General features: G+C 48.1%; 23 protein-coding genes and 2 pseudogenes. 19 read left to right on the top strand and 6 right to left on the bottom strand.

The genetic code is table 11. From position 1 onward, the window contains the following. A pseudogene (locus Q4488_RS17375) lies at positions 1–203 on the bottom strand (histidine kinase); the annotation flags it as partial. 465 nt (positions 204–668) lie between these two features. Between Q4488_RS17375 and Q4488_RS17380 the strand changes: the two are divergent. Then, positions 669–824 carry a hypothetical protein gene (locus tag Q4488_RS17380; RefSeq protein WP_303581753.1) on the top strand — a complete coding sequence of 52 codons (156 nt, stop codon included), beginning with the start codon at positions 669–671 and terminating at the stop codon, positions 822–824. A gap of 291 nt (positions 825–1,115) precedes the next feature. Here the strand turns inward: Q4488_RS17380 and Q4488_RS17385 are convergent, their stop codons facing one another. Further along, positions 1,116–2,045 carry an AEC family transporter gene (locus tag Q4488_RS17385; RefSeq protein ID WP_303581754.1) on the bottom strand — a complete coding sequence of 310 codons (930 nt, stop codon included), beginning with the start codon at positions 2,043–2,045 and terminating at the stop codon, positions 1,116–1,118. A gap of 232 nt (positions 2,046–2,277) precedes the next feature. After that, the gene (locus tag Q4488_RS17390) at positions 2,278–3,009 is read right to left on the bottom strand and encodes a GntR family transcriptional regulator (RefSeq protein ID WP_303581755.1); all 732 of its coding nucleotides are present in this window, start codon (positions 3,007–3,009) and stop codon (positions 2,278–2,280) included. 170 nt (positions 3,010–3,179) lie between these two features. Between Q4488_RS17390 and Q4488_RS17395 the strand changes: the two genes are divergently transcribed. From Q4488_RS17395 to Q4488_RS17420, 6 genes are all read left to right on the top strand, one after another. After that, positions 3,180–3,467, top strand: a complete 288-nt coding sequence (locus tag Q4488_RS17395; RefSeq protein WP_303581756.1) for a UxaA family hydrolase — start codon at positions 3,180–3,182, stop codon at positions 3,465–3,467. 94 nt (positions 3,468–3,561) lie between these two features. Then, entirely contained in the window at positions 3,562–4,728 is a 1,167-nt protein-coding gene (locus Q4488_RS17400) for a UxaA family hydrolase (RefSeq protein WP_303581757.1), read from the top strand. A gap of 268 nt (positions 4,729–4,996) precedes the next feature. Beyond that, complete coding sequence (locus Q4488_RS17405) at positions 4,997–5,959, top strand: tripartite tricarboxylate transporter substrate binding protein (RefSeq protein ID WP_303581758.1); 963 nt, start codon at positions 4,997–4,999, stop codon at positions 5,957–5,959. A gap of 12 nt (positions 5,960–5,971) precedes the next feature. Next, positions 5,972–7,477: a tripartite tricarboxylate transporter permease gene (locus Q4488_RS17410; RefSeq protein ID WP_303581759.1), complete on the top strand. Its 1,506-nt coding sequence runs from the start codon at positions 5,972–5,974 to the stop codon at positions 7,475–7,477. Beyond that, the gene (locus tag Q4488_RS17415) at positions 7,474–7,986 is read left to right on the top strand and encodes a tripartite tricarboxylate transporter TctB family protein (protein ID WP_303581760.1); all 513 of its coding nucleotides are present in this window, start codon (positions 7,474–7,476) and stop codon (positions 7,984–7,986) included. The genes Q4488_RS17410 and Q4488_RS17415 overlap by 4 nt, the downstream gene beginning before the upstream one ends. Positions 7,987–8,151: 165 nt before the next feature. Further along, positions 8,152–9,156 (top strand): Ldh family oxidoreductase, encoded by a 1,005-nt coding sequence (locus Q4488_RS17420; RefSeq protein ID WP_303581761.1) that lies wholly within the window; start codon positions 8,152–8,154, stop codon positions 9,154–9,156. Between the two features lie 39 nt (positions 9,157–9,195). Here Q4488_RS17420 and Q4488_RS17425 read toward each other — a convergent pair whose 3' ends face one another. After that, the gene (locus Q4488_RS17425) at positions 9,196–10,248 is read right to left on the bottom strand and encodes a LacI family DNA-binding transcriptional regulator (RefSeq protein ID WP_303581762.1); all 1,053 of its coding nucleotides are present in this window, start codon (positions 10,246–10,248) and stop codon (positions 9,196–9,198) included. 356 nt (positions 10,249–10,604) lie between these two features. On the opposite strand from Q4488_RS17425, the gene Q4488_RS17430 reads away from it, so the two are divergent. From Q4488_RS17430 to serA, 12 genes are all read left to right on the top strand, one after another. Then, the gene (locus Q4488_RS17430) at positions 10,605–10,859 is read left to right on the top strand and encodes a hypothetical protein (protein ID WP_303581763.1); all 255 of its coding nucleotides are present in this window, start codon (positions 10,605–10,607) and stop codon (positions 10,857–10,859) included. Between the two features lie 165 nt (positions 10,860–11,024). Beyond that, on the top strand, positions 11,025–12,179 hold the full coding sequence (locus Q4488_RS17435) for a TRAP transporter substrate-binding protein (RefSeq protein ID WP_303581764.1): 1,155 nt from the start codon (positions 11,025–11,027) through the stop codon (positions 12,177–12,179). An 82-nt stretch (positions 12,180–12,261) separates the two neighbouring features. Next, entirely contained in the window at positions 12,262–12,777 is a 516-nt protein-coding gene (locus Q4488_RS17440) for a TRAP transporter small permease (RefSeq protein ID WP_303581765.1), read from the top strand. 11 nt (positions 12,778–12,788) lie between these two features. Then, positions 12,789–14,102, top strand: a complete 1,314-nt coding sequence (locus tag Q4488_RS17445; RefSeq protein WP_303581766.1) for a TRAP transporter large permease — start codon at positions 12,789–12,791, stop codon at positions 14,100–14,102. Between the two features lie 149 nt (positions 14,103–14,251). Continuing rightward, entirely contained in the window at positions 14,252–15,553 is a 1,302-nt protein-coding gene (gene hisD, locus Q4488_RS17450) for a histidinol dehydrogenase (protein WP_303581767.1), read from the top strand. Positions 15,554–15,555: 2 nt separating this feature from the next. Further along, complete coding sequence (locus tag Q4488_RS17455; protein WP_303581768.1) at positions 15,556–16,326, top strand: SDR family NAD(P)-dependent oxidoreductase; 771 nt, start codon at positions 15,556–15,558, stop codon at positions 16,324–16,326. A gap of 200 nt (positions 16,327–16,526) precedes the next feature. Beyond that, positions 16,527–17,522 (top strand): alcohol dehydrogenase catalytic domain-containing protein, encoded by a 996-nt coding sequence (locus Q4488_RS17460; protein ID WP_303581769.1) that lies wholly within the window; start codon positions 16,527–16,529, stop codon positions 17,520–17,522. A gap of 204 nt (positions 17,523–17,726) precedes the next feature. Continuing rightward, on the top strand, positions 17,727–19,289 hold the full coding sequence (locus tag Q4488_RS17465; protein ID WP_303581770.1) for a Re/Si-specific NAD(P)(+) transhydrogenase subunit alpha: 1,563 nt from the start codon (positions 17,727–17,729) through the stop codon (positions 19,287–19,289). A gap of 11 nt (positions 19,290–19,300) precedes the next feature. Beyond that, positions 19,301–20,710 (top strand): NAD(P)(+) transhydrogenase (Re/Si-specific) subunit beta, encoded by a 1,410-nt coding sequence (locus Q4488_RS17470; protein ID WP_303581771.1) that lies wholly within the window; start codon positions 19,301–19,303, stop codon positions 20,708–20,710. 199 nt (positions 20,711–20,909) lie between these two features. Beyond that, positions 20,910–21,638, top strand: a complete 729-nt coding sequence (locus Q4488_RS17475; protein ID WP_303581772.1) for a GntR family transcriptional regulator — start codon at positions 20,910–20,912, stop codon at positions 21,636–21,638. Between the two features lie 822 nt (positions 21,639–22,460). Next, the gene (locus Q4488_RS17480; protein WP_303581773.1) at positions 22,461–23,486 is read left to right on the top strand and encodes a YeiH family protein; all 1,026 of its coding nucleotides are present in this window, start codon (positions 22,461–22,463) and stop codon (positions 23,484–23,486) included. Between the two features lie 145 nt (positions 23,487–23,631). Next, entirely contained in the window at positions 23,632–24,864 is a 1,233-nt protein-coding gene (gene serA, locus Q4488_RS17485; RefSeq protein ID WP_303581774.1) for a phosphoglycerate dehydrogenase, read from the top strand. 123 nt (positions 24,865–24,987) lie between these two features. On the opposite strand, the gene Q4488_RS17490 is transcribed toward serA, so the two are convergent. Next, positions 24,988–25,551, bottom strand: a complete 564-nt coding sequence (locus Q4488_RS17490; protein ID WP_303581775.1) for a sensor histidine kinase — start codon at positions 25,549–25,551, stop codon at positions 24,988–24,990. Positions 25,552–25,617: 66 nt separating this feature from the next. Beyond that, positions 25,618–25,866: pseudogene (locus tag Q4488_RS17495) on the bottom strand (histidine kinase); the annotation flags it as partial.

The raw sequence follows: 25,866 nt of genomic DNA on the forward strand, positions 1-25,866 counted from the left end.
AGGCTGTTGAGTGAACTGGCTTCAATCTGTTGCAAACGCTCTTCGATGGCGGATCGTTCATAGCGATAATCGAGCCACAGTTGCGTACCTGTAGCGACTAAGGTAATGACTGAGCTATAGAGAAGGATCGCCGTCAGTAGGCGGACCCCCAAGGGTTTCTGGCTACAAAGTTGAGTAAAGCGCTGGAATAGGGGCATAAGCATGGTTAACCGATGTTGGATGCGTCTATGATAACCCGATCAATGCTAGACAAAAGTCTTTATCTACGGACTTAGCCAATAATCATGACTGCAGAGGTTGTGAAAATATGTCATGCGGGATTCCGTTCGGTTACTCTATTGAGGGATCACTCGAGGCTCTGCTTTTCTTGCTATTCAACCTTGAATCAATCTGTAGCCTGTGGGTGAATCAGTGACTGTCACGGTTATTGTTAGAGCCTCATATTGCTAACTTGATATTTAGATTGAATCAAATAAGGGTGAGAAAAATTCACCGTTAGGTGCTAAATAGATCACTTTTAGCGAGGCCTATACGCGCCTATAATTTTTAACTAGAAAAATTTCTTTCTAATCTCTTCTTTTGAAACTTCAAGCGTACTAGAGCCAGTCTGATAGATTCATGGCGTGCTCCGCTTGTCGCTAACGACACATATTTGGAAGGTACAAAAAATGCACAAGGTTTCCTACTGCTACGATGAATATCATGCCGCCACTGAGCTGCGTGCGCAGATGCAGGCAGAGGTATGGAAGACTATTGTTACTGCCGTTAAGCGTCTCTTCACGCAGCGCAGTAGCACAGGAATTTTCTTTAAAAGCCATGCTTAACGCCCAATAAGCGTATTTAAAATAGTATGTTAGTGAGTGTGTCGGGTTCATCCATTAGCCTACGCACTCACTGTTTAACAACGATATTTTCGTGATGATCCCTCTTAGCTGCTGTAAATCTCAGCGCGCTTAAATGCCTCCGTTGTTACCTCTACAGAGTTGCGTTTGAATCCTTTTTTTATACCTCATTATCACTCAGTTTCTATCCGATAGAACCCTCAGTTGTGGCCGTCACTCGAATCTCTGTGTCGTGATGCGGTAGCCGTGAGCGTCACTTTAGTGCCCTCAGGGTTATAGGGGGTACATATCGATAAGAGAAAGTGTCACCGGCAGAGTAATGAATGCAATCAAGGTTTGAAAAGTGATAATTGCCGCCATGGCCTGATAATTACCGTCTAGTTGTCGAGATAATATATAGGATGAAGGCGCGGTGGGAACCGCTAGAAATAACACGGCGATCATGGCTGGTAAGTCAGTTAGACCAATGAGCGACATCAATAAAATCGCTATCAGTGGTTTTACTATAAATTGCACTAAAGAAGCGGTAAACATGAGCTCCCAATCCATGGTGAGTCTACGCATCTCGAGTGCTGCACCGACGGCAAGCAACGCGATAGGGAAGGCGGCACGTCCCGTTAGCGTGATGGTTTGTTGTAGTGCATCTGGCAGACGAATAGCGAACAAATTCAGACTGAGGCCGATGACGCAGCCGATGATGAGAGGATTGGTTGCTAATTGATAGAGCAGATTAGTGGTTGATAATTTAACCCGAGGTACCGCTACCGCAAAGATGATCACGCAGAGAATATTGATGAGAATAATCATCGCCACCGACGCAAGGGCGCCATAAAGCAGCCCTTCCTCCCCCCATAATGCATTCGCTAGTGCGAGCGCAATAAAGGGATTAAAGCGTAATCCTCCCTGAAACAGTGAAGTAAACGAGCCGGCATCTAACGGTCGTCCCCAACGTTGCCAAAGAATCATTAATAGGGCGCAACTAAGAATAGTGATATGTAGCGTTAGCAGTAGCCCTTTCCAAGGTAAATTGCCTAAGGGGTTAGCGGTTAATGCATGAATTAGCAATGCTGGTGTCAGTACGTAATAGGCCAGTTTTTCTATGCCAAACCATAATTCATCAGTAAAGCAACGCGCGCGATGCAGGCCATAGCCCAGCAAGATAAGTAGGATGATGGGTAATAGGGCATTAATACTCGTTTGCATGGGCTACCTCGGTAGGGCAGTGGACGGATGTTGAATGACTAATAAGCTGATAGTTTGAGCATTAAGCCTTCTAGCTACGGCAACGTGTGGTTGAGCAGCCTGCACCGATGTGATTGCGAGGCTACCGATTACTGATTTGTGTCGCAGTTACTCGAAACAGATACCTTGACTGATCGCTTCGATCAGTGAGTTGGGCGGCACATCAGCATGCCAATGTTGCACCACCGGTAGATTACGTCAGCTGCGATAAGTAGTGATGATGCTCGGTATGGCAGTGACTGATGCGTAACTCGACTGGCCGTGCATTGAGACTATAGGCGGTGCGTTGAATTCTCAGCAGTGGTGTACCGGGAGTAAGCCCTAAACGTTCGGCGATTTCACCGGCTGCGCTTTCGGCTGATATTCGTTCGGTGGCTCGATTAACTGAGATACCGTATTGCCGTTCATACAATGAATACAGGGAGTTGGGTATCTCGCCATCTTGTTGTCCTAAGGTGGGAAATAAGACATAGGGTACGCTAATGGTTTCGCAGATAACGGCTTGTTCGTTGAGGTTACGAATGCGCTTGATGCGTATCACTGACGCGCCGTTCTCGAGCTCAAGCTGCTGTACTTCTTGATCGCAGGCTTGACATGTTTCGATAGAGATCACCTGGCTTTGAGGTAGTTGACGGTTGTCATCTTCATCAACCAAGTGCAAAAAATGGAACAGAGCGCGTTGCTGAGTATGTTCCGCGACAAATGTTCCTCTTCCTTGACGCCGCACTAATAAATGCTCGGCTGTCATTTCATCTAAGGCTTTACGCACGGTGCCTTGGCTTACCTGAAATTCCGCTGCCAGTTGACTCTCGCTGGGCAACACCATGCCGGCGGTCCAGTCGTTATTCATCAGGCGATCAATCATCAGCGCCTTAACTTGCGCATACAGTGGTTGAAAGTTTGGATTCTTTTTCTGTGCAGTCATGGGCGCACACCTTCTTGTTGATTGGGCTTTGGTTGTTGTAAGCATACTGCAATAATATGTCTTATATAAGATATAAAATAAAATTTAAAAAATGTCTTGTAAAAGACATAAGATATTGGGTAAGCTGAATGCACATTGATTGACCCCAAAAATAAAAGAGGACGAAGAAAATGAGCGAGACGCATTTTTTGGTGCATGACAAAGACGACTCAGTTGGCGTCGCCGTAGTTGAAACAATTAAGGCTGGTATGCAAGTGACCGGTTATAAAATGGATACCAATGAAGAGATCACTTTGAAGGCTTTAAGTGATATTCCACTGGGTCATAAGATCGCGCTGAAAGATCTTGCTGTGGGCGATACGATCATCAAATACGATCAAGATATGGGTAAAGTTGTTGCTGCGATTCAAGCGGGTGATCACGCTCATGTGCACAACATCAAGACTAAACGTTGGTAAGCACTCGCTAGCTCGGTTAGCTAATAACCGTTAGGACTTCGATCTATACACTTTAAACCTAGCGCTGGACGCCGGCGTAACGGGAGAATAAAAAATGACTGATAAGACTTTTATGGGTTACCGTCGTGAAAACGGTCGTGTAGGCATTCGTAACCATGTTTTGATTTTGCCACTTGATGATATTTCAAATGCCGCTTGTGAATCTGTTGCCAACAACATTAAAGGCACCACGGTAATTCCACACGCCTATGGTCGTTTGCAGTTTGGCGCTGACTTGGATCTTCATTTCCGTACGATTATTGGTACGGGTAGCAACCCTAACGTTGCAGCAGTTGTTGTGATCGGTATTGAGCCTGGTTGGACTCAACGCGTAGTGGATGGCATTGCCAAAACAGGTAAGCCGGTAGCCGGTTTCTCGATTGAACAGAATGGCGATATCAACACCGTATGTGCGGCGTCTCGCAAAGCCAAAGAGTTTGTTCACTTTGCTACTGCTCAGAAGCGTGAAGAGTGCCCCATCAGCGATCTCTGGGTAGCGACTAAGTGTGGTGAGTCTGATACAACATCAGGTCTGTCTGCTAACCCAACGGTGGGTAACTTTATTGATAAGCTATATGCAGCGGGTTCTACACTCTGTTTCGGTGAAACATCTGAAATCACGGGTGCTGAGCGAATTGTTGCAGAGCGTGCGGCGACCCCAGAGGCCGCTGAAAAGTTCATGAAGACTTGGGAAGCCTATAACGACTTTATTATGGCAGAGAAGACCGACGATCTATCTGACTCTCAGCCTACCAAGGGTAATATCGAAGGAGGTCTGACGACGATCGAAGAGAAGGCGCTGGGTAACGTGCAGAAAATTGGTAAGCAAGCTAAGTATGTTGATGTGCTTGAGCCTGCTGAAGCGCCGGCTAAAGGTGCGGGTCTGTACTTTATGGATACCTCTTCAGCTGCCGCCGAATGTAATACGTTGCAAGCTGCAGCGGGTTATGTTCTGCACCTGTTCCCAACGGGCCAAGGTAACGTTATCGGTAATCCAATTATGCCGGTTATCAAGATCACGGGTAACCCACGTACCGTGCGTACCATGAGTGAACACGTTGACTTGGATGTGTCTGCGGTGCTGCGTCATGAGATGACGCTTGATCAGGCTGGCGATGCATTGATCGACGAGGCTATTCGAGCGGCTAATGGCCGTAACACCAGCGCTGAAGTATTGGGTCACGTTGAATTCTCAATGACTAAACTCTATCGCAGTGCATAAGCCGTGATGAAAAAGGGAGGCTGAAAATATTCAGCCTCCCTTTTTATTATTTTTCTTGTATATCAGTCATAGCGGATTTAAAAAAGCTTAGCTTAAACGATAAAATTTACTTTATCTGTCTATGCATTAAAGGTTTTACCAAATTAATATTGCTTGAAATGATTTTTGAGTAAAAAAAAGATTTATATCTTCAGGGGATAACTGATTATTTAAGTTGAGACTAAGCTGCTTTTAATCTAATAAATATAAAAAATAAGAGATACTGACAATGAATTTTAAATCAATTATCACGTGCGTCTCTCGTTCAATTTTCATTACTTTGCTGGTTTTTTCCGGATTAGTTAGGGCGGACTATCCTGAAAGTTCAGTTAATTATGTAGTGCCATTTAGTCCCGGTGGTGAATCGGATGTCACGGCGCGTCATCAGCAGCCTTTTTTTAAAAAAATATTCGATGAAGACTTAGTTATCTCCTACAAGCCCGGGGCGGGTGGTGCGGTCGGCTGGTCGCAGTTAAATAGTATGAAAGGTGATGGCTATAGTATTATGGGGATCAACTTACCTCATATTGTGATTAAACCATTACAAAAAAACGTCGGATTTGAAACCCAAGATCTGGTCGGCGTGTATATGTTCCACTATACCCCTGATGCCATTGTGGTAAAGGAGGATAGCCCCTTTAAAACCCTCGATGATCTAGTCGCTTTTGCTCAGCAGCAGCCGGGAAAGCTGATCTTTTCGGGTTCCGGCAAAGGTTCGGCGAACCATTTAGCACAGGTACGCTTCGATGAAATGGCCGGTGTTAAATCGACTTATGTCTCTTTTAAAGGCACCGGTAAAGCGGTAGCCGCGCTGCTGGGCAAGCAAGTGTCGGCGCAATGGGGCTTTACATCCGTTGGCGCTAAACATGAAGGCAAGGTGCGTATGCTGGCGGTGGCGACTGAGGCGCGTCATCCGCGATTTCCTGATGTGCCGACATTTAAAGAACTTGGCTATGACCTGATATCGGGTGCCTATCGTGGCATTGCTGTGCCTAATTCAGCACCTGAGCATGTCCGTCAACAGGTATCACGTATGATTGCGGATATTAACAGTGATACTGAGTTTCGTCAGCGGATGGAAAATGACGGCATGCTGCTGTTAGATATCGATTACGATGAGATGTCAGCCTTCGTCGCACAGAAATCTAAAGAATACATCGCGGCTGCTAAGCAGGCGGGTGTTATTAAGTAAGAGGCTGTTGCTATGCTTGAGTATCTATTTCAAGCACTGACCCCGCTTAATGTGATGCTGGCTTTGGCTGGTGTGGTGGCGGGAACCGTTATCGGTTCCCTGCCCGGTCTCACAGCGACGATGGCGGTAGCAGTGCTCGTCCCGATCACCTTTACGATGCCCGTTACGTCGGCACTGATTATGCTCGGTGCTATTTATACGGGGGCTATTTATGGTGGTGCTTATGCCGCTATTTTACTGAATACGCCAGGTACCCCCTCGGCCATCGCTACCACCTTTGATGGCTATCCAATGGCTAAGCGGGGAGATGGTGATTTAGCGGTGACCTTGGCGTGTCTTGCTTCGGTTGTTGGTGGCTTAGTGGGGGGCTTGTTTTTGCTACTGTTGGCTCCGCCTCTGGCAGAGATTGCTCTCGCGTTTGGGCCCTCAGAATATTTCTGGATGGCGCTGTTTGGTTTGACGCTAATAGCGGCACTGTCTGAAGCAAATTTAATCAAGGGGCTGATAGGGGGCTGTTTTGGTCTGCTACTCGCCTGTGTTGGTTCTGCCGCTGTTAGTGGGGATATCCGCTTTACATTTGGTAGCACCACGATGATTGGTGGCATCGAAACGGTGTCCGCATTAATTGGCTTATATTGTATTCCGGTATTGATTGATCTGGTATCCGAACCGGGGCGGCATCTGAATGTAACGGGTGAGCAGCGAGGCTATCGCTTTCGCGAAGCTATAGCTATCTCTTGGCGAGGTAAATTCAACCTGATTCGTTCATCTATTATCGGTACATTCGTGGGTATTTTACCGGGGGCGGGAGGCTCGATAGCCGGATTAGTCTCCTATAGTGAGGCACGACGTGCTGCACGGGATAAGTCGCTTTTTGGTAAGGGAGCGCCGGAAGGTGTGCAAGCGACTGAATCGGCTAATAATGCGACGGTTGGTGGAGGCTTTGTGCCGACGCTGGTGCTTGGTATCCCCGGCACCCCACCGGATGCGGTGATTCTCGGTGCGTTAATGGTACATGGATTGCGTGTTGGGCCGGATATGTTTAATAGCGGCGGCTCTATTGTCTATACCTTTATCTTCGGGCTACTGATTGCCACGTTGCTGATGCTCCCTGCGGGCTTGCTGATTGGTCGTTACGCTTATCGGTTTATTATTGCCATTCCCAAAGCGTTGTTGGTGCCATCGGTGGCTTTTATGACCATTATCGGCGCTTATTCTATCCGTAATAGCATTTCTGACGTTTTTATTATGTTGATTTTAGGGGTGTTGAGCTGGGTCTTAAACCGGTTTGGCTTTTCGCCTTCGCCGATTGTGTTGGGGTTGATATTGGGGCGTATTGCCGAAGAAGGGTTTGTACAAAGCTGGACCATCGGTGCGGCGACAGGCGATCTATTTGGGATGTTCTTTGAACGACCGATTTCGATGACGATTATTGCCGCGATTACGCTTGGATTGTTTTATCCGCTGATGGCAAAACAGATTCGATTGAAACGTGTACAGCAGGAGTTAGTCGAATGAGCGATGTGCTAACGGTAACAACAAGCGATAGCGTGCCGAGACGGGATATCGGCGGTATGGTGTGTGCCGCCGTCTTTATCTTGCTGGGGGCCGCTTGTCTGTATGAAACGACGTTAATGACAGACCCTGATTCTTATCTGTTTCCACGGATGATCATTACCGGCTTGATGGGCTTATCGCTGGTATTAATTATCAGTGAGTTGATCAATCCGAGTAAGGGGAATGTAGCAGGCGAGTCAGCGGATCAGCACTATTCTCAGCGTCGCAGAATCTTGTTGGTTATAGCGATGATGGTAGCGGTATTATTGATGCCATTTATTGGCTTTTTATTGTCAGGCTTTGCTGTATTTGCGGCGCTGATGTTACTGGCTCAGTATGATCCGTGGACGACGCGCAAGCTTGGTTTGTATTCGCTAGTAGCGGTCGCCATTGTGTGTGGATTTTTCTGTGTGTTTAGTTATCTATTAAATGTGCCGTTGCCGCAAGGGTCGCTGCTGCAATTTCCTTGAGTTTTCGTGAGCGGTTTTATCGGTTTATGGCTGATACTAGCCACCGGATTGTGGCTGAACTGAGGCCGGTCTAAAGCGGATGAGAGCTCCGAAATAGCTTAGGGAAGGTGCGATCCCATATGATAACGGTAACGACTGTGCGTCACATTGAAGAGGATCAAACGGATGCCTAATTTAACCCTTGAGGCTCTCAAGGCATTAGCGGTAAAAGTACTCGTTAATAGTCAGACGTCACAGGCGAATGCCAATATGGTTGCCGATGCTCTAGTGGCGGCCGATGCCGATGGGCTTAGCTCGCATGGTGTGTCGCGATTGCCGGCCTATGCGGATCAAGCTAAGAGCGGCAAAGTGGATGGTTTTGCTGTGCCGGACGTGGTGCTAACCTCTGCGGCAGCGGTGCGCGTCGATGCGCGATCTGGATTCGCTTTTCCGGCGGTGGCTCAAGGGCTTACTGAGGCGGCGGCCCTAGTTAAGCAAACCGGTATTGTCGGCGTGGGTATCGGGCGGTCTCATCATATGGGAGCGGCCGGTTATCATGTCGAGCGTATGGCGCAACAAGGTTTGATCGCCTTGGGCATGACCAATTCACCGGCCGCTATTGCCCCCTGGGGTGGTCAACAAAGGCTGTTTGGCACGAATCCGATTGCTTTCGCCTGCCCAAGAGTGGCCGCGCCGCCGTTAGTGATTGATTTATCATTGAGTAAGGCTGCGCGAGGCAAGGTTAAGTTGGCTGCTGATCAGCAACAATCGATTCCTGAAGGCTGGGCGGTTGATACCGATGGGCAGCCGACCACGGATGCTCAGGCGGCATTGGACGGTAGTATGTTACCGATGGGAGACGCTAAGGGGGCAGCCCTGGTGTTATTAGTCGAGATTTTATCGGCAACATTAACCGGCTCAAACTATGGCTATGAAGCCGGCTCATTTTTTACCGGCAGTGGAACAGCGCCTAATATTGGCCATTTCTTTATATTGATTGATCCGCAGCGGTTTGCATTACAAAACTTTTCCCAACGTTTTGAGCTATTATTGGCCGCGATTGAAGCGCAGCAGGGCACCCGTTTACCGGGTGAGCGGCGTCTACGACTGCGACGTCAAGCGGAGCAAGATGGGGTGTTCATACCCGATTCGCTTTATGCAAACCTGCAGCAGCGAGCGGCTGCAGGCTAGCAAAAGTGGAGACGTCACCCGCGTGTGATTTAGAGGCCGTTAGTCGGCAGCAGGCGGGGCCGTGCTGCCTCGAATGACGAGCTGTGTCGGCAGCTTTTTCTTCGTCTCTGGGGATTTATCGGCGAGGCTATCTAGTAGAAAGTTAGCCGCTTGGTGGCCCATTTGGGTGGTGGGAATGTGCACCGTGGTTAGACCGGGTAATAGGTGTTCGCTGAGCGGCAGATCGTCAAAGCCTGTAATCGAGACATCTTCTGGCACTCTAATACCTGAGTGGCGGCATTCGAGTAGGCAGCCAAGCGCTAATACATCGTTACCGCAGATGATAGCTGTTGGGCGTTCATGATGGGGGCGATTCATGAGAAAGCGGGTGGCGTGACGGCCTTCCCAGATATCATAATTTCTCTCAATAATATCGTCGTCGTTAATACTCAGACCATACGCCTGAAACGCATCCTTTGCGCCTTGAATACGGAGCTTAGCACGGTCATTGTTTTTGCTAATACCTGAGATGATGCTTAAGCGTCGATGACCCAGTTCCAGTAGGTACTCTGCTACTTGTCTGGAGGCTTGACGGTTGTCAAAGCCGATACAAGGGTAGGGAGCATCTTCACTATAAGCCCACATATTCGCAAAGAGCTGCTGATGCTGTTTCATCAGGTTAAAAGCTTCGGGGAGGTGATCATTACCGATCAGTAAGATGCCATCGACGCCTTGCTCCATCATTTCACGAATTTGTTTTAGTTCGTGCTCTTGATCGTAGTTAGACACGGCCAGCCGTAATGAATAGCCTGCTTCATCAAGGCGTTGTTCGACGGCATTGATGCCAGAGGCGAATATGGCGCTTTCTAAGGTGGGGATAATCGCGCCGATGGTGCGGCTATTACTGGAGGCGAGTGCTCGTGCGGCACCATCCCTGACGTAGCCGAGTAGGCGGATCTGTTGTTCGACCTTAGCACGTACTTTATCACCCACGGTTTGTGGTGCATTGAGTGCTCGAGAAACGGTGGCTGTCGAAACACCTGCGGCTTTGGCTACATCGCCTAGCGTGGGTTTTTTACGAACAGGTTTTTGTAAGCGATTACATTTGCTCAATGGTATGACCTTTCTTATTATTAATATGCATTAGTTAATATAGCAAAAAGTAGAGTTTTTGAGTAATTATATCGTCGTTACAGCGTGATCTAGGTCTATATAAAGCGTTTTAAGTAGCCACTACTCAAACAAATAAAATCGATGTAGCACAAAAAATGTACTAAGTCTTGACATGTCAAATGTAAGCGCTTACGCTAGGTTTCAATGAGTGCAAAGAAGCGTATTAATAATTTTTAAAAATTGTTTTTAAGTTTCAAACTGATGTTTATCAGACAAGACAAATATTAAATATGTCATGTTAAACACGGATAGTGCTCTAGAAATATAATAATAAAAACTAAATTATAGGGGTTCATATGAACGCTAATAATGTGAGTGTATCTAAACATGATTCAGTGCTGTCTGAATCAGCTGATCTACGCGTACAACCTTTATTGTACGTATCTACCTTTTTATTTGCGGGCTTTGTTATCAATGTTCTATTGGGCATGATGGCTATTCAGCACGCAATTGACGTTCCTTACCTTGCGGATATCTGGGAGTTTTTAATGCTCTTTGGTTCTGCTGTTGGGTTTGTTGTATTCATGTTGTTGAATGAAACCGACGCCTGATTTTTAGCCCTCAGTCATAACGATCTATCGAATAGCTCCGCTGTGGCTGATGTTCCCACTAAAAGCAAGTGCATTCAGGCAGAGATGATTGAGTATCCAGGAGGATAGTTGCAACAAAGTAAGGTAAAAACATTCGGATCTCGTTAACTAAATTGGAGAAATATAATGACAAAAAAAATCCAAGATCAAGCAATCACGTCGATTGAACGTCGTAACTTTTTTAATACCATGGGTAAAGCGGGCTTTACTGCCGCGGTGGTTGCGGGCGCTGCGGGCGCGCTGGTATCGACAGAAGCCGCTGCGGCGGTGTCTAAAGAAGAGGCCGAGCGAAAAAAAGCGGCTAAGTATACGATGACGATAGCGACCGCCTATGTACTGGGGGCGACGCGTAGCTATCCTATTATGCAGCTCGATTTCAAAGAGAACATTCAAAACCTGACGGATGGTCAAGTCTACGTTAAATTGGCCCCTGCCGGTCAGCTAGGCGCGGGTGGTCACCTGATACAAAAAGTTCAGCAGGGTACCATTCAGGCGGCTCAGCATTCCTTATCTAATTTATCCGCTTTTGCGCCAGTGGTTGATTTGATCAATATCCCTTTCTGGTGTGGTGAGAACCAAAAGTTCATTAACTTGGTTCACTCTCAGGCTTGGAAAGATCAAGTCGATCCAAAACTAGAGGCGCGTGGCTTTAAAGCGCTTTGGTATGTGTGTATCGATTCTCGCACCGTTGCAATGCGTTCAGGGCGTGATGAGATCGTGCATACCCCTGACGATCTGAAAGGCGTGAAATTCCGCGTCGCCGGCTCGCAAATTCTACAACAGTTTTATCGGCTGCTGGGCGCTAACCCAACGCCTATTGCTTGGGGTGAAACACCTTCTGCGATTAAACAGGGGGTTGCCGACGCGCTGGATCCTTCTATCGGTGCGTTGAATATTTTTGGTTTCAAAGACGTGCTCTCTTCCGTCAGCTTTATTCAAGCGGTACCCGATGCTCAAGTCTTCTCTTGTAACCTAAAATGGTTCAATAGCCTGCCTGAAGATATTCAAAAAAGCATCGAACTCGCCAGTGAAATTACCTCGCATCAAAACATTGCCAAAGTGCCATCTGCACGCGCCTACGCTATGTATGAGTTGAAGAAGAATGGGGTTAAATTCTATTACCCGACTGAAGATGAGCTAGCTCAATGGGTCGCAAAGGCTGGGCATCAATTGCCGGTTTGGGATAAGACTAAAATTGAGCTGGCAGGATCGCTTGAGGTCTTCGAAGAACTTTTACAAGCCGCTAATACACCCGGGCGTTATTACGTTAAGAATGTATAGCGCTTAAGGCTATCTGGCGAGTAGGGAGGAGAGTATCTTCTCGACTCGATATGTTGCTACACAGCGATGTCTGAGGTTTGTTATGAAGGCTTTAATTTGTAAGCTCGATCAAGAGTGTGAGCGCTGGCTCTGCTTGATGTTTTATACCTTGATCGTGATGACCATTGTTTCTGAAGTGGTGCGTCGTTTTGGGCTTAGTTATTCTTCCATTTGGGGCGAGGAGCTAGCACGTTACTCCTTTGTCTTTTTAGCGTGGTTTGGTGCGGCATTAGCCATACGAAATCGTTCGCATATTCGCATTGATGTTCTCCTTAATGCGTTGGGGCGGCGCGGTAAAGCGGTGCTTTATCTATTCGGTGATCTTGCTTCACTGGTATTGGCCCTGGCGGCGCTTTGGATCTCTATTGAACCCGTTCTGCTGTCAATTGAGTTTGGCTCGGTGACTGAAGGTTTACGTATCAGTAAGGCGTGGTTTCTGATTTCGGTACCGTTGGGCTTTACATTGATCGTGCTGCGACTGTTGCAGTCTATGTGGCGAGATATCCAAGATTTGGGTGCTGGCCGAGCCGTATTTTCCGGCAATAGTATGGTCGATTAGGAGAAGCTTAAATGTATAATTATATGATGGATCAAGCGGCCGAGGTGACTTACGGGCCCGCTATTTATCTCCCCGTTATCGCCATGCTATTGATGATTGTGGCCGCCGTCCCTATCTGGGTGGTGCTAGGTCTCGGTGCGCTCGGGATGCTAGTGATGACCGAGGTGTTACCACTGTCTCTATTTGGTGAAGCGTTGTTTGACGGCATCGATGCGTTTGCATTGATAGCGATACCACTGTTTATTCTGACCGGCGATGTGCTGGTGCGTACCGGCCTATCTAATAAGTTATTGGATGTGGCCGAGGCAACCGCGGGTAGTGCGAAGTCAGGTTTGGGTACCTCAACGGTGTTGGGCTGTGGTTTCTTTGCCTGTATCTCCGGTTCGGATGCGGCGGGTGCTGCCGCCGTTGGGCGAATGACGATTCACCGGTTGGTGGAGCGTGGTTATCCTAAAGCCTACGCCTGTGCCTTAGTTGCAGCAGGCTCGTGTACCGGGATTCTTATCCCTCCTTCAATTGCCTATATCATTATTGGTTTGATTCTGGGTATTTCCGCATCGACGTTATTTTTAGCGGCGGCGATCCCTGGGCTGTTGATTATGGCAACGATTATGATTACCAACGTGGTGCTGAATGCCATCAACGGTTATGAAGATTCCCGCACAGGATTCTCCATGAAGCGTTGGTTGAAAGCGGTGTGGGACGGTCGTTATGCACTGATGATTCCATTCATCATTCTGGGTGGTATTTACTCAGGTATGTTTACACCGACTGAAGCGGCAGGTGTGGCGGTGATCGTCGGCTTGGGTATCGGTTTTATGGAGAAAACCATCAGCTGGCGCGACTTTCCCAAGATGCTGCTGAGCTCGGCCAAGATCAACGGTATGATTCTGCCGATTATCGCGATGTCTTTACCTTTGGCGCAGACACTTGCAGTACTGGAAATTCCGCAAAGCTTTGTCTCAGTCATGACGAACTTGACCGAAGATCCAACCACGCTACTACTGATCATGATTGGCATTTTAATTCTGGCGGGTTGTGTCATGGAAACAACGCCAAATATTGTTGTCTTGGCACCTATCTTGTTGCCGTTAGCACGCTCTATTGGCATGGATGATATCCACTTTTGCATCGTGATGGTGTCTGCTTTGGGGGTGGGCTTTATTACGCCGCCATTAGGGCTAAACCTGTTCGTGGTGTCCGGCGTCAGTGGTACACCGGTGTTACAAGTCGCGAGATATGCGCTGCCTTACGTCTTATCGATGTTGGCGACCGTGCTACTGTTGGCGTTTGTGCCTGAGCTATCACTTTGGGCGTTATCGTAAGGCGCCCGCTGTAAGTTAAATCGGATTTACCTTTTTTGTAACAAAATCGTTGATTGATGTTAACGAGGGGTTCATGCGCCTTAAATAAGGCCAATAGCCCTGAAATAGAAAAAAAATAAAACACAGTAAGTAATCTGGAGACATAAAAAATGACTATCCAATACCTGAAAAAAGCCAGCAAAACTGCAGCTACCGGACATGACGATGTAAGCAAGCTTGTCACGGATATGTTAGGTGCAATTGATGCGGGCGGTGAAGAGAAGGTACGTGAGTATACTCAGCAGCTCGATAAGTATGAGGGTGATATTCTCGTATCTGCTGAAGCGATCGAAGAGGCGACCAAGTTAGTCACTCAAGAAATGAAAGACGATATTCAGTTCGCCCATGATCGGGTGCGTAAATTTGCTGAAAAGCAGTTGGCTTCCATGAGCGAATTTGAGACTGAGCTTTCTCCTGGACTGTTTGCCGGTCAAAAATTGATTCCTATGAATACCGCCGGTTGTTATGTCCCAGGTGGGCGTTACTCTCACGTTGCCTCGGCTATCATGAGTATCACCACGGCGAAGGTTGCCGGTGTTAAGAATGTGGTTGCTTGTTCGCCTGCTCGTCCAGGTATCGGTATTAATCCTGCGATCCTCTATACCATGAATCTATGTGGTGCGGACCATATTTTGGCGCTCGGTGGTGTACAAGCCATCGCTTCCATGGCGAATGGTTTGTTTACCGGTAATTCTGCCGACATTCTGGTGGGTCCAGGTAACCGTTTCGTGGCTGAATCTAAGCGTCAATTGTTTGGTCGCGTGGGTATTGATATGTTTGCCGGCCCTTCTGAAATTGCCGTTATTGCGGATGAAACCGCTGATCCTGCGATTGTTGCCTCCGATCTGGTGGGTCAGGCTGAACACGGTCCTGATACCCCAGCATGGTTGTTCACTAGCAGCCAAGAAGTAGCCGATAAAGTGATCGCATTGATGCCTGGTTTGATTGCTGCACTGCCTGATACGGCGCGTGAAGCGGCGACGGTTGCATGGCGTGATTACGGTGAAGTGATCCTCTGTGATACCCGTGAAGAGCTGGTACAGGTGAGTGATGAATATGCTTCTGAGCACCTTGAAGTACAGACTAAAGATCTGGATTGGTGGTTACAAAACCTGACTAACTATGGTTCGTTGTTCCTCGGTGAAGAAGCAACTGTTGCCTTTGGTGATAAGTGTTCAGGCCCGAACCATATCTTGCCAACCAAAGGTGCAGGTCGTTATACCGGTGGTCTGTCGGCAGGTAAATTCATCAAAGTTGTTTCTTATCAACGTTTGACGCGTGAAGCTAACCGTGAAGTTGCCGCGGTAACTGCTCGTATCTCTCGTCTAGAGGGCATGGAAGCACACGCACGCACCGGTGATGACCGTCTGCGTAAGTACTTCCCGAATGATGACTTCCTATTGGAATACTAAAAATGACTAGCCAACTGCAATCTTTCAGTTTGGCCGATCGTGTTGCCCTCGTGACTGGGGGCAACTCAGGGATCGGTAGAAGTATGGCACTGGCACTGTCGGGTGCGGGTGCCAAAGTGGTGGTGATGGCGCGTCGCGCTGAACCGCTACAAGAAACCGTGCGTTTGATTGAGGCGCAGGGCGGGCAAGCCGCAGCGTTGGTTGCTGATCTGAGTGATGTTACGCAACTGGATCAATTGGTTGAGCAGGCGGGTTTACCGTTTGGCTCACCCGATATTCTGGTGAATGCGGCGGGATTAAATCTGCGTCAGCCAGTCGATGAGATCACCTCTGATAGTTGGGATCAAACGCTGAGTATTAATTTGAAAACCCCGTTCTTTTTAGCGCGTGCCTTAGTGCCTGCGATGCAAAACAAAGGCTGGGGACGGGTGATTAATATCGCATCGTTACAATCTGAGCGTGCCTTTGCTAATAGCTTGCCTTATGGCGCATCTAAAGGTGGGGTAGCGCAGATGACGCGTGCGATGGCGGAGACGTGGTCGGCACAAGGGATTAACTGCAATGCAATTGCGCCTGGGTTTTTTCCCACCGAGCTAACGGCGGCGGTGTTTGAAGATAAAGCACGCACGCAAAAATTAGCCGATCAAACGGCGATCGGACGTAATGGTCGTTTGACAGATTTGGACGGGCCGCTGTTATTTTTAGCCTCGCCGGCGTCAGATTATATCACCGGTCAGGTGTTGTTCGTGGATGGTGGTTTTACCGCCAAATAATAGCGTTGCTTGAGCCATCCTTAGCCGTGCTAGTGGCTGGCTTTAAACGCTATTAATCGCCCTACAGAACTGATTAATAGGGCTAATGTAAGAGCTAATTTACAGTCCTAATTTACAGGATCAATTTCAGGGTCAATTTATAGGACTAAACGCTGTCAGATAGCTTTATGTTGGTCGCGTTTAGAACAAGGGGGAAGAGTATGAAAGCGCTGGTCTATACCGCTAATAATGAAATCACACATCGGGATGAGCCAAGCCCAGAGGCGGCTCCAGGCGATGCATTGGTGCGTATTGAAGCGGCAGGCATCTGTGGTTCGGATATGCATGCCTATCATGGCCACGATCCACGCCGAGTTCCACCATTGGTGTTGGGGCATGAAGCCTGTGGCGTTGTGCTCAATGGACGCTATAAGGGACAGCGAGTCGTGCTCAATCCGTTGATCACCTGTGGCGAATGTCATGACTGCATGACCGGCCGTACTAATTTGTGTCATACACGTACGGCGATTGGTTTGGCGCGCCCTGGAGCCTTGGCTGAGTTGACTACCATCCCTGAAGCCAACTTAATTCCGATTCCGGAGGATATGAATCCGGTACATGCGGCATTAGCAGAACCGGCGGCAACGGCATTGCATGCCTTAGCATTAGCCGAGCGAGTCACTAGCCGTCCGTTGAGTGAAGGACGTGCGTTGGTGATTGGCGCCGGCTCTATAGGATTATTGGTGGCGCTGTTTTTGAAGAGCAAAGGTTGCCGCGATATTGTGCTGAGCGATACTAATCCATTACGTTTGGCGACAGCGGCAGAAACGGGTTGCTGTCAGACCCATAACCCAATGAAAGATCAACCGTTGGATGACAGTGGCTTTGAACTCGTGATTGATGCCGTCGGTGCCAGTATGACCCGCAAGGCATCGGTCGCCGCTGTTAAACCTGGTGGCGTATTGGTGCATGTGGGCCTATTGGATTCAGCGGGTGAACTGGATGTGCGTAAGATAACGCTGTTTGAAATTAGTTTTATCGGTGCCTTTTCGTATACCCAAGTGGATATGCAGGCTGCCGTTAAAGCGTTATACAGTGGAGCACTGGGTGATTTGGCCTGGGTCGAAACCCGTCGCCTTGATGAAGGCGCACAGGCGTTTATGGATCTGGATCAAGGCAAAACCGCCGCCGCTAAAATTGTACTCTGCCCATCATAGGTATCAACCTATCTGAGTATCTATCAGTCTTAATGCTAACGGAAGGCAGTCTAAGGCCTGCCTCCTGCTAATCGCATTAGCGACGTATTACAAAAAGACACCCTAAAACAATAACAGGCCCGCCATCGAGCAGGTCAGGGGCTCGGCTGCCTGAATTAAGCCCCATTTATGTTAATTACACTCTGTGAAGAGAGGTCAAGAATCATGCGTATAGGCATCCCTAAAGAGATAGAAGAAGGCGAGAATCGAGTGGCATTGACCCCGGATGTTGCCATTCAATTGCAGAAGCTTGGATTCACTGTGGCCATCGAATCCAGAGCTGGCGAAGCTGCCAGTTTTGATGATGAGCACTATCAGCAAGCCGGTGTTGAAATCATTGATGATCCGCGTGAACTCTGGACTCAATCCGATATTATTATGAAAGTACGTCCGCCGAAAGAACACCCAGAATTAGGGTTTTACGGCGTTGAACTGCTGAAACAACATCAAACGCTGATTAGTTTTCTCTATCCAGCACAAAATCCGGAGATGCTGAAGGCATTATCCGATCGCGGTGTCACGGCGTTGGCGATGGACAGCGTGCCGCGTATCTCTCGGGCACAGAAAATGGATGCCCTCAGTTCGATGGCTAATATTGCCGGTTATCGCGCGGTGGTTGAAGCGGCTCAGCACTTTGGTCGTTTCTTTACCGGACAGATTACCGCGGCAGGTAAAATTATGCCCGCCAAGGTATTAGTTATCGGTGCGGGTGTGGCTGGTTTATCGGCGATCGGCACCGCCAAGAGTATGGGGGCAATTGTACGCGCCTTCGATACTCGGCCTGAAGTTAAAGAGCAGGTTGAGAGTATGGATGCTGAATTCCTGATGCTTGAGTTTGATGATGAAGACGGTGCGGGTGAGGGCGGATATGCCAAAACCATGAGCCCTGAGTTTATTAAAGCTGAGATGGATCTGTTTGCGGCTCAGGCAGCCGAAGTCGATATTATTATTACCACCGCCTTGATTCCCGGCAAACCGGCCCCTGAATTGATTACCGAGCGCATGGTGGTCAACATGAAGCCCGGCAGTGTCATTGTCGATTTAGCGGCGGAAGCGGGCGGCAACTGTAAGTTAACCGAGGCGAATAAAGTCGTCGTTAAGCATGGTGTTACCCTGATCGGCTATACCAACCTGCCCAGTCGTTTGGCGGCACAGTCTAGTCAGTTATATGCCACTAATTTACGTCATATGTTGACGGATCTTTGTCCGGAAAAAAATGGCATCATCGATGTGAACATGGATGATGAGGTTATTCGCGGTGCTACGGTGGTGAAAAACGGTGAAATATCTTGGCCACCACCGGCGCCTCGCATCACCGTCGCGCCGAAAGAAGATATCGGTATTCAGGCTAAAGAAGCATTAGCAAAAGCCGCCCCGAAGCCGACTCACCCGTTAGCTTTTCTGATTCCATTAGTGGCTTGTGGTTTGGCGCTATACGGTTTGGGTGCCGTTGCTCCGCCAGCCTTTATCGGTCATCTCTCTGTGTTTGTGCTGTCCTGCTTCATTGGTTACATGGTTATTTGGGGAGTATCGCATTCGCTACATACACCGTTAATGAGTGTCACCAATGCCATCAGTAGCATCATTGTGATTGGCGCTTTGATTCAGATATCGAGTGATAGCCCGATAGTCGTGGCGCTGTCTACGCTGGCAGTGTTTATCACCAGTATCAATATAGTTGGTGGCTTCGCAGTTACCCAACGCATGCTACGCATGTTTAGTAAATAGGGGGATAAACCATGAATGCAGGCGTTATAACAGTTTCATATATCGGCGCGGGTGCGCTGTTTATCATGGCCTTAGGCGGTTTAAGTCATCAAGAGACTGCTCGTCGAGGTAATTTTTACGGCATGCTAGGGATGGCCTTAGCGCTATTCGTTACCGTGATTGGCCTTGTCACCGATAATCAATTCTTCTTGATAGCAGGCATTGTCGGCGGGGGGGTGATTGGTTGGATTCTGGCGCAAAAAGTCGAGATGACTCAGATGCCCGAGTTAGTCGCTATTCTACATAGCCTAGTGGGCTTAGCCGCGGTGTGTGTGGGCTATGCTAATGCCTTAGATCACGGCAACAGCTTGAGTGGGGTGGAAAAAACTATTCATGATGTTGAAACCTATGTTGGTATTTTGATCGGTGCATTAACCTTTTCCGGTTCTGTTGCCGCGTATCTAAAATTGAGCGGCAAGATTAGCGGAAAAACGTTACAGCTACCCGGGCGACACTTGTTTAACCTCGGGTTGCTAATTGCCGCCATCTGGTTATGCGGTGTGTACATTGAACACTCGGCCATCGGCGGTGGTATCGGTATTCTGCTTGCCATGACCTTAATTGCACTGATCTTTGGTATCCATATGGTAGTTGCCATCGGTGGTGCCGATATGCCGGTGGTTGTTTCGATGCTGAATAGCTATTCGGGTTGGGCCGCTGCAGCGATGGGCTTTATGTTGGGCAACGATCTTTTGATTGTTGTTGGCGCGCTGGTGGGCAGTAGTGGCGCGATTCTCAGCTATATCATGTGTAAGGCGATGAACCGTAAGTTTATTAACGTCATTATGGGCGGCTTCGGCACACCGAAAATCTCAACGGCTGGCGCGGGCCCTGCGGGTGATGTCGGTGATGTTAAATCGATTGAAGCTCAAGAAACCGCCGACTTATTGCTCAATGCTAAAGAAGTAATGATCTTGCCGGGTTATGGTATGGCGGTGGCGCAAGCTCAGCATGTGGTATTTGAAATCACCAAGAAGCTGCAGGATAAAGGCGTAAATGTTCGCTTTGGGATCCATCCGGTAGCGGGTCGTATGCCTGGGCATATGAATGTCTTGTTGGCTGAGGCGAAAGTGCCTTATGACATCGTCTATGAGATGGATGAGGTGAATGATGATTTTCCATCGGTGGATGTCTCAATCGTCATTGGCGCTAACGATATTGTTAACCCTGCCGCTCAGGAGGTCCCTGACAGCCCTATTGCTGGTATGCCAGTGCTCAAGCCTTGGTTGGGTAAAACCACGATTGTACTTAAACGCGGCATGAGTACGGGGTATGCCGGTGTTGATAATCCGTTGTTTTATAAGGATAACACTCGCATGTTATTCGGCGATGCTAAAGATAGCGTGGATGCGGTGTTACGATCTTTAAATAGTGATTCATAGCGTTATACCTCGATTTAAATGAAGTTAGCTTCCTCTTGAGGGGATACTCTATCCCCTCTTTTTTATTCAATAGAGATCGTCTCTCGCTGCTATTCTGTCAGCGTCCTTGCCTGAAAATGCTGGAAGGTGCATAGTTACGCTCTTAACTAATAATCCTGTACGCAAGTTGCGTTACGCAGATGACTGGCAACATGAGAGCATGACAACAGCAGATAACCTTACTAAATTTCTCCCACTATACGCCCAAGTCAAACAGCTCTTGGTGCAGCGTCTCATTGATAAGACGTGGACCCCAGGTATGGGGCTGCCGAGTGAAAATCAACTGGCTGCAGAACTTAAGGTCAGTCAAGGCACGGTCCGTAAAGCCCTCGATGAGATGGCCGCCGAAAAACTGGTTGTGCGTCGACAAGGGCGTGGTACCTTCGTCGCTGAACACACGCAAGAACAGGCGCTATTTCATTTCTTTCGTTTGGTTGATGCTGAGGATCAACAAAAAATCCCAGAAAGTGAGGTGTTGAGTCTCGAGGTTGCCGAGGCCAATGAGCTAGAAGTGCAACGATTGGGTATCAATAGCGGTGATCAAGTCACTCGCATTGAACGGTTACGTCGCCTGGATGGTCTGCCCGTGATCTACGAGATTATCTCCGTCGCCTTGCGATTAATGCCTAACGTGGCTGAAGAGGCGCGCCTACCTAACTCCCTCTATGGTCTTTATCAACGGGATTATGGTCTGTCAGTGCTTAAGGCGGTGGAGCGAGTGAGAGCCGTTAACGCTAGCACGCCTGAGACGACATTATTGGGGATTAAAAGCGGTACCGCGTTGTTAGAAATCGAACGAACCGCCACCTCGTTGGATGGCCAAGCTATCGAGCTACGTGTCAGTCGTTGTCATACCGATAAATACCGTTATATGGTTGAACTCACTTAATTATTATCGCGATTAAATCTCCTTATAGGCCGGTGCGTCCTGCACCGGCCCGCTGTTTTCAATAGTGATTGTATCGTGTTGACTGCGTTGCTTTATCGACAGAGGTCTTGCGCTGCGATTAGCTGCGTTGTGCTTATTTAAACGATTAATTGATGAGTCATTGCTGTTTCTTTTGGCCACGGGATAGTTAACGTCAGTGTAAACAAAGGTGCTATCTACAGGTGCTATCTATAGATGCGATTGGTTTCGTTGGATAGTCACCGCGAGCAATCAACAGTAACGCTTAAAGGTCTAACGGTTTGTGATATGCCTCCCAATCGACTGCGCTATATCCCACCTCATCGCGGCTATCTAGCCGTTCATCATGCACCGCTTAGTTTGATATTCAACAGGACTTAAACGATGTAATTCGCGTTAGTCGAGAGAAGAGGTAATTTATTATTTTATGTCTTATATAAGATATAATATATCTTGTAATATATATTCTATTAATATAGATTAAAACGGCATTGATGGGTTGTGATTAAAGTAAAGGTGATTGGGAAAACGCGTCACTAGCCTCAATCTTCAGGGTTATTCTCTATATCGTTTGATGTGCAGCGTAACGGCCTGTTTTAAGTAATGTTTGAAGCTCGCTTGACGCATGAGTTTGAGCCCCTATTGATGCGTCGCTGAATTTTAAAAATAACAATATCAACGTACTAAACATCGTTATTGCTAATGGTAAGGCTTGGTTACTAGGCGAGTTAATACAGATGCTTGCTTATGTGCAGTCTCCGATGCGATGAGGCCCGTTGTACGGTATCGAACAGGAGGCTAGGGATGAATTTATTGAAACTACGTAAAGCACAAGGGCTGGAGTGCCAGAAAGCGGTGCAAGCTTTTTTGCCGGGTTTAACGCTGTGTTTGGTGGTTGGCATGGCCGCCAGCTTTGTCTCTGAGCATTATGGCGGCCCGGTGATTCTGTATGCGCTCTTGATGGGTATGGCGTTTAATTATCTGTCGGAAGACGACCGGTACAGTTGCGGTATACAGTTTTCGGCTAAATCCGTGTTGCGGTTTGGTATCGCGTTATTAGGTGCGCGCATTACCGTGGAGCAACTCATGAGTTTGGGAATCACCCCCATTGTTATCGTTTTGGTGGCAGTGCCAGCGACGATTGGATTTGGCTTTTTTCTTGGACGTCGGATGAAGTTGGGCCGGTGTCAGAGCCTATTGACTGGTTCATCAGTCGGTATCTGTGGTGCGTCTGCGGCCTTGGCAGTTGCCGCGGTTTTACCGCAGGATAAAGATGCAGAAAAAAACCTCATTTTCACGGTGATCTGCGTTACCGCACTCAGTACGGTCGCCATGATTGCTTATCCGCTCATCGTGACCGCGTTTGATCTGGATGAAGTCGCCAGTGGCGTGTTTTTAGGCGCGACGATTCATGATGTGGCGCAAGTGGTGGGTGCCGGTTACATGATGTCGGATGAAATTGGTGATGTAGCCACCTTCACTAAGCTATTGCGGGTGTCGATGTTAGTCCCGGCGGTGTTAATCATTTCATTGATCGTCTCCCGTTGGGGCGCGACCGAAGTCGGTAGCAAGCCTAAAGGTTTTCCGTTACCGGGCTTTTTGGTCGCCTTTATTATCATCGTTACGCTGAATAGCGGTGGTTTCATTGTGCCTGAGCTATCTAGTTTTATGGTGGAGACTTCGCGTTGGTGTTTGGTGGTGGCGATGGTGGCTCTCGGGATGAAATCGTCTTTCAAAGAGCTCGCGGCGATGGGATGGCGCCCGATGATTTTGATGGTAGCAGAAACGGTGTTTTTGGCAGTACTGGTGCTTATTTTTCTACAGTTTTAATGGGATGTGGGCGGTATTTTATTGCGCTTTTGATTGGCGGGATTGTGTCGATGTGAGTGAGCCATCGACACGACCGACTGTTTTGAGGCATCCATGTTATTGAGCGGTTCGATGTGAACCTCAATTTAAGGTTTAAGTAAACGTGATGAATAGAATGACTTCTTTAGATAAACAGAAAATTAAATTTTTATTGCTGGAGGGGGTGCATCAGTCGGCAATAGATACCCTCAAGGCGGCGGGTTATACCAATATTGATTACATCACCACAGCCTTGAGTGAGGCGGAGTTGATCGAGCGGATCAAAGATGTCCACTTTTTAGGTATACGTTCGCGCAGTCAGATTAATCAAACGGTGTTGGACTCCGCTGATAAGCTAATGGCGATCGGTTGTTTTTGTATCGGTACCAATCAGGTTAATTTATCGGTAGCCAACGAACAGGGTATTCCTGTATTTAATGCGCCTTATTCTAATACGCGTAGTGTGGCCGAATTGGTGTTGGCGGAAGCGATTATTCTGCTGCGGGGTGTCGCTGGACGTAATGCTAAAGCGCATCGAGGTGTGTGGGATAAGTCAGCTAAAAACTCGCATGAAATACGGGGTAAGCGGTTGGGGATTATCGGTTATGGCAGTATCGGTTCGCAGTTGAGTGTGATGGCAGAATCGATGGGCATGGAGGTGAGCTTTTTTGATGTCGTTTCTAAGCTGCCGTTGGGTAATGCGATGCAGGTCGATTCACTCAAGACACTGCTGGAGAGCAGTGATATTGTCAGCCTGCATGTGCCGGAGACGGCCGCGACTCAGTATATGATTGGCGCGCCACAGTTAGCACAGATGAAGGAAGGGAGCATTCTTATTAATGCGGCGCGCGGGACGGTTGTCGAGATCGATGAACTGTGTGCGGTGCTCAGTTCCGGTAAGCTCTTGGGTGCTGCGATTGACGTTTTCCCGGTGGAGCCTAAATCAAACAGTGAAGAATTTATGACGCCGTTGCGTGAATTTGATAACGTGATTCTTACCCCGCATGTGGGTGGCAGTACCATGGAAGCGCAAGAAAATATTGGTTATGAAGTGGCCGAAAAACTGGTGAAGTACAGTGATAATGGCTCGACGCTGACATCGGTTAACTTTCCTGAAGTGGCTTTGCCAGCGCATCCGAAAAAACACCGTATTTTGCATACCCATGAAAACATTCCAGGTGTGTTGAGTAATATTAATCGGCTGTTTTCTGAAAATGAGATCAACATTAGTAGTCAATACCTTCAAACCAACGAGAAAGTCGGTTATGTGGTGATGGATATTGATGCTGAATATAGTGATTTGGCGTTGGAAAAATTGTTACAGGTGCCGGGCACAATGCGCTGTCGAGTGCTTTATTAAAGCGCCGCTGGCCTTCGATTGAGTTTCCTATTGCGTTATTGGCAGAGCAACTACCGACTTTGACGGAACAGTGTCAGCGGTTAGTAATGCAAGCCGAGCTACCTGTAAGCTAAATCACGGGGCTTAGGTTGCGCCACTGACGGTTGTCTGTGTCGGGGTCATGGGCAGGTCGATATGAAAGTGCGCGCCGTTGCTGTCGGGTATGCAGCTGATATGCCCTTGTAGCAGTTGACTGACTAAGTTATAGGCGATATGCATGCCCAAACCACTGCAGCCACGATTGCGTTTGGTGGTCATGAAGGGTTCAAATAGTTTAGTTTGCCAATCAACAGGAACCCCCGCACCGTTATCTCTATAGTCGATCTGTAACCGTTCATCGTGCCGTTTTATCTCAATAGTTATCTCGCCCCCAGGTTGGTTATCGAAACCGTGTAATAGCGAGTTGAGTATCAAATTGGTAAAAATCTGATAATAGCTGCCAGGATAGCTGTTAAGTATGAGTTGTTTCGGCCCCTGTATAGTTATACTGGGGTTGGCTTGTTTTAGTTTGGGTTTTAACGAGTGTTGGATCTCGTCAAGGTAGGTGATGAGATCGAAACGGCGGCACTGTTCACTGGCTTGGTCGACAGAGACGCGTTTAAATGAACTGATTAACTGGGCGGCTCGTTCGAGGTTCTGGCAGATCAACTGGCTGCTTTCAACTGCGGTATTGGCTAATGGGTTATCTGGGTGTTGCTGCTGATACGCATTGGCCTAATCGACGAGAAATGAGGCTGCCGTGTAGCCAACCCCGATCGGCGTATTTATTTCATGAGCGACGCCAGCCACTAATCCACCTAAGGCCGCTAGCTTCTTCGACTCGACCAGTTGTTGCTGGGCTTCCTGTAGTTTTTCTAACGTAGCCCTTAGCTCTTCGTTACTCTGCTCTAATTCGCGGGTGCGATCAGACACCCGTTGTTCGAGCTCGGCATTTAGGTGGGCCAGCGAGCGTTCGGCGTCTTC

This window comes from Amphritea sp. 1_MG-2023 (assembly GCF_030547545.1).
Classification (GTDB): domain Bacteria; phylum Pseudomonadota; class Gammaproteobacteria; order Pseudomonadales; family Balneatricaceae; genus Amphritea.

Excerpts from the sequence above, each read along its gene's own strand:
- Q4488_RS17380 (WP_303581753.1), top strand. The coding sequence starts at position 669 with ATGCACAAGGTTTCCTACTGCTACGATGAATATCATGCCGCCACTGAG.
- Q4488_RS17385 (WP_303581754.1), bottom strand. The coding sequence starts at position 2,045 with ATGCAAACGAGTATTAATGCCCTATTACCCATCATCCTACTTATCTTG.
- Q4488_RS17390 (WP_303581755.1), bottom strand. The coding sequence starts at position 3,009 with ATGACTGCACAGAAAAAGAATCCAAACTTTCAACCACTGTATGCGCAA.
- Q4488_RS17395 (WP_303581756.1), top strand. The coding sequence starts at position 3,180 with ATGAGCGAGACGCATTTTTTGGTGCATGACAAAGACGACTCAGTTGGC.
- Q4488_RS17400 (WP_303581757.1), top strand. The coding sequence starts at position 3,562 with ATGACTGATAAGACTTTTATGGGTTACCGTCGTGAAAACGGTCGTGTA.
- Q4488_RS17405 (WP_303581758.1), top strand. The coding sequence starts at position 4,997 with ATGAATTTTAAATCAATTATCACGTGCGTCTCTCGTTCAATTTTCATT.
- Q4488_RS17410 (WP_303581759.1), top strand. The coding sequence starts at position 5,972 with ATGCTTGAGTATCTATTTCAAGCACTGACCCCGCTTAATGTGATGCTG.
- Q4488_RS17415 (WP_303581760.1), top strand. The coding sequence starts at position 7,474 with ATGAGCGATGTGCTAACGGTAACAACAAGCGATAGCGTGCCGAGACGG.
- Q4488_RS17420 (WP_303581761.1), top strand. The coding sequence starts at position 8,152 with ATGCCTAATTTAACCCTTGAGGCTCTCAAGGCATTAGCGGTAAAAGTA.
- Q4488_RS17430 (WP_303581763.1), top strand. The coding sequence starts at position 10,605 with ATGAACGCTAATAATGTGAGTGTATCTAAACATGATTCAGTGCTGTCT.
- Q4488_RS17435 (WP_303581764.1), top strand. The coding sequence starts at position 11,025 with ATGACAAAAAAAATCCAAGATCAAGCAATCACGTCGATTGAACGTCGT.
- Q4488_RS17440 (WP_303581765.1), top strand. The coding sequence starts at position 12,262 with ATGAAGGCTTTAATTTGTAAGCTCGATCAAGAGTGTGAGCGCTGGCTC.
- Q4488_RS17445 (WP_303581766.1), top strand. The coding sequence starts at position 12,789 with ATGTATAATTATATGATGGATCAAGCGGCCGAGGTGACTTACGGGCCC.
- hisD (WP_303581767.1), top strand. The coding sequence starts at position 14,252 with ATGACTATCCAATACCTGAAAAAAGCCAGCAAAACTGCAGCTACCGGA.
- Q4488_RS17455 (WP_303581768.1), top strand. The coding sequence starts at position 15,556 with ATGACTAGCCAACTGCAATCTTTCAGTTTGGCCGATCGTGTTGCCCTC.
- Q4488_RS17460 (WP_303581769.1), top strand. The coding sequence starts at position 16,527 with ATGAAAGCGCTGGTCTATACCGCTAATAATGAAATCACACATCGGGAT.
- Q4488_RS17465 (WP_303581770.1), top strand. The coding sequence starts at position 17,727 with ATGCGTATAGGCATCCCTAAAGAGATAGAAGAAGGCGAGAATCGAGTG.
- Q4488_RS17470 (WP_303581771.1), top strand. The coding sequence starts at position 19,301 with ATGAATGCAGGCGTTATAACAGTTTCATATATCGGCGCGGGTGCGCTG.
- Q4488_RS17475 (WP_303581772.1), top strand. The coding sequence starts at position 20,910 with ATGACAACAGCAGATAACCTTACTAAATTTCTCCCACTATACGCCCAA.
- Q4488_RS17480 (WP_303581773.1), top strand. The coding sequence starts at position 22,461 with ATGAATTTATTGAAACTACGTAAAGCACAAGGGCTGGAGTGCCAGAAA.
- serA (WP_303581774.1), top strand. The coding sequence starts at position 23,632 with ATGAATAGAATGACTTCTTTAGATAAACAGAAAATTAAATTTTTATTG.